This is a genomic window from Kitasatospora sp. NPDC059599 (assembly GCF_042735125.1).
GTDB lineage: Bacteria > Actinomycetota > Actinomycetes > Streptomycetales > Streptomycetaceae > Kitasatospora.
Genome location: NZ_JBHWCL010000297.1, coordinates 1 through 2,165, shown reverse-complemented (window position 1 = coordinate 2,165; position 2,165 = coordinate 1). Strand labels below are relative to the sequence as shown.

At 70.6% G+C, this 2,165-nt stretch carries 1 protein-coding gene; it reads left to right on the top strand.

All coding sequences use genetic code 11. The features are described from left to right. Positions 1-60 precede the first annotated feature (60 nt). On the top strand, positions 61-2,165 hold a 2,105-nt coding region (locus tag ACFV04_RS43645; RefSeq protein WP_380536640.1), incomplete at its 3' end, for an amino acid adenylation domain-containing protein.

Genomic DNA, 2,165 nt, shown 5'->3' with positions numbered 1-2,165 from the left:
TACAGCACCGATCTGTTCGAGGTTTCGTCGGTGGAGCGTCTGGCGGGTCATTACCGGAATGTGCTGGCGTCGGTGGTCGCCGATCCGTCGGCGCGGTTGAGTGAGCTGGAGCTGCTGTCCGAGGAGGAGAAGCACCAGCTGGTGGTGGAGTTCAACGACAGTGCCGCGGACTTCCCCGATGACCGGTGCGTTCACGAGTTGGTGGAGGCGAGGGTCGCGGCCTGTCCGGAGGCGGTGGCGGTGGTCTTCGGGGGCGAGGAGTTGAGCTATGCGCAGCTGAACGCCCGGGCGAACCGGCTGGCTCATCATCTCCGGGGTCTGGGTGTGGGTCCGGACGTGCTGGTGGGTGTGTGTCTGGAGCGGGGCCCGGACATGGTGGTGTCCCTGCTGGCGGTGCTGAAGGCCGGCGGTGCGTATGTGCCGTTGGATCCGGAGTACCCGGCCGAGCGGCTGGCGTTCATGCTGGCCGACACCGCCGCTCCCGTCCTGCTCACCCAGGAGGGCCTGCGCGGTCGGTTCCCCGTTGCTGATCGGCACGTCGTCTGTGTGGACACCGACGCGGCCGTCATCGCGGCCCGGCCGGACACCGACCCCGAGCACCGCACCACCCCGGACGACCTGGCCTACGTGATCTACACGTCCGGCTCCACCGGCACCCCCAAGGGCGTCATGGTCGAGCACCGGAAGATCGTGCGGCAGGTGCGGTACAACTGGCTCGAAACCCTGACCCCCGACGACTGCGTCGCGCAGATCACGAGCTTCTCCTGGGACGCCTGCGCGATCGAAGTCTGGAGTGCGCTGACGGCCGGGGCGAGCCTGGCCATCGTTCTGCGCGAGGAGATCCGCAACCCGTTCCTGCTCAGGGACGTCGTCCGTGCCCGCGGGGTGACGGCGCTGATGCTCACCTCGTCGCTGTTCAACCACCACGTGTCGGCCTGCCCGGACGTGTTCGCGGGTGTGCGGTACGTCAAGTACTGCGGGGAGAAGGTCACCCGGGCCGAGGCCGACTCCCTCGTGAACAGCGTGCACGCACCGATGTTCCTGCTGCACACCTACGGCCCGACGGAGAGCTGGGGGGACACGACGTTGCTGCGGGTGACCCCGGACAGCCCGAGGACCTCCTCCATGCCGGTCGGCGGTCCCGCGCCGAACACCGAGCTGTTCGTGGTGGACGGCGCCGACGGCCTGGTGCCGGTCGGGGTGCCCGGCGAGCTGCTGGTCGGCGGCGGGGGCCTGGCGCGGGGGTATCTGAACCGGCCGGAGCTGACCGCCGAGAAGTTCGTCGAGGTGGAGCTCGGCGGCAGGGCGCGCCGGGTGTACCGCACCGGGGACCTGGTGCGGTGGCTGCCGAGCGGGGTCCTGGAGTTCCTGGGGCGGATCGACGACCAGGTGAAGGTCCGGGGCGTCCGGATCGAGTTGGGTGAGATCGAGTCGCGGCTGGCCGCGCACGAGGACGTGGCCTCGGTGGTGGTCACCGTGCGCGAGGACGTGCCGGGGGACAAGCGGCTGATCGCGTACGTGGTGCCGCGGCCGGGTGCGGGAACGGGGGCGGCGGTCCTGCGGCGCTGGTGCGCGGACGGCCTGCCCGACTACATGGTGCCTGCCGGCTTCGTCTTCCTGGAGGCGCTGCCGTCCACGCCCAACGGGAAGGTGGACCGGCGGGCGCTGCCGGCCCCGGACCGCGACCGTCCGGAGCTGGCGTCCGGGTTCGTGGCGCCGCGTGACGAGACCGAGACCGTCATCGCCGGGATCTGGGCCGAGGTCCTCGGCGTCGACCGGGTCGGCGTCCACGACAACTTCTTCGACCTCGGCGGACACTCCCTCGTCGCCACCCGTGTCGTCTCCCTCCTGCGCCGGGAACTCGGGCGGGAGGTGCCGCTACGGGAACTGTTCGGGTCGCCCACCGTTGAGCAGTTGGCCCAGGCGGTCGGTGCGACCGGCTCGGTCGTGGACGGCCCGGCGCTGGTGCCGGTGGTGCGCGGTGCGGGCGGGCTGCCGTTGTCGTTCGCGCAGCAGCGGCTGTGGTTCCTCGAACAGCTGGAGCTCGGGTCGAGTCGACTGCCCTGTGCGCTGCGGTTGCGGGGTGTGGTGGATGTGGGGGCGTTGGAGTCGGCGTTCTCGGGTTTGGTGGCGCGGCATGAGGTGTTGCGGTCGCGTTTTGTGGT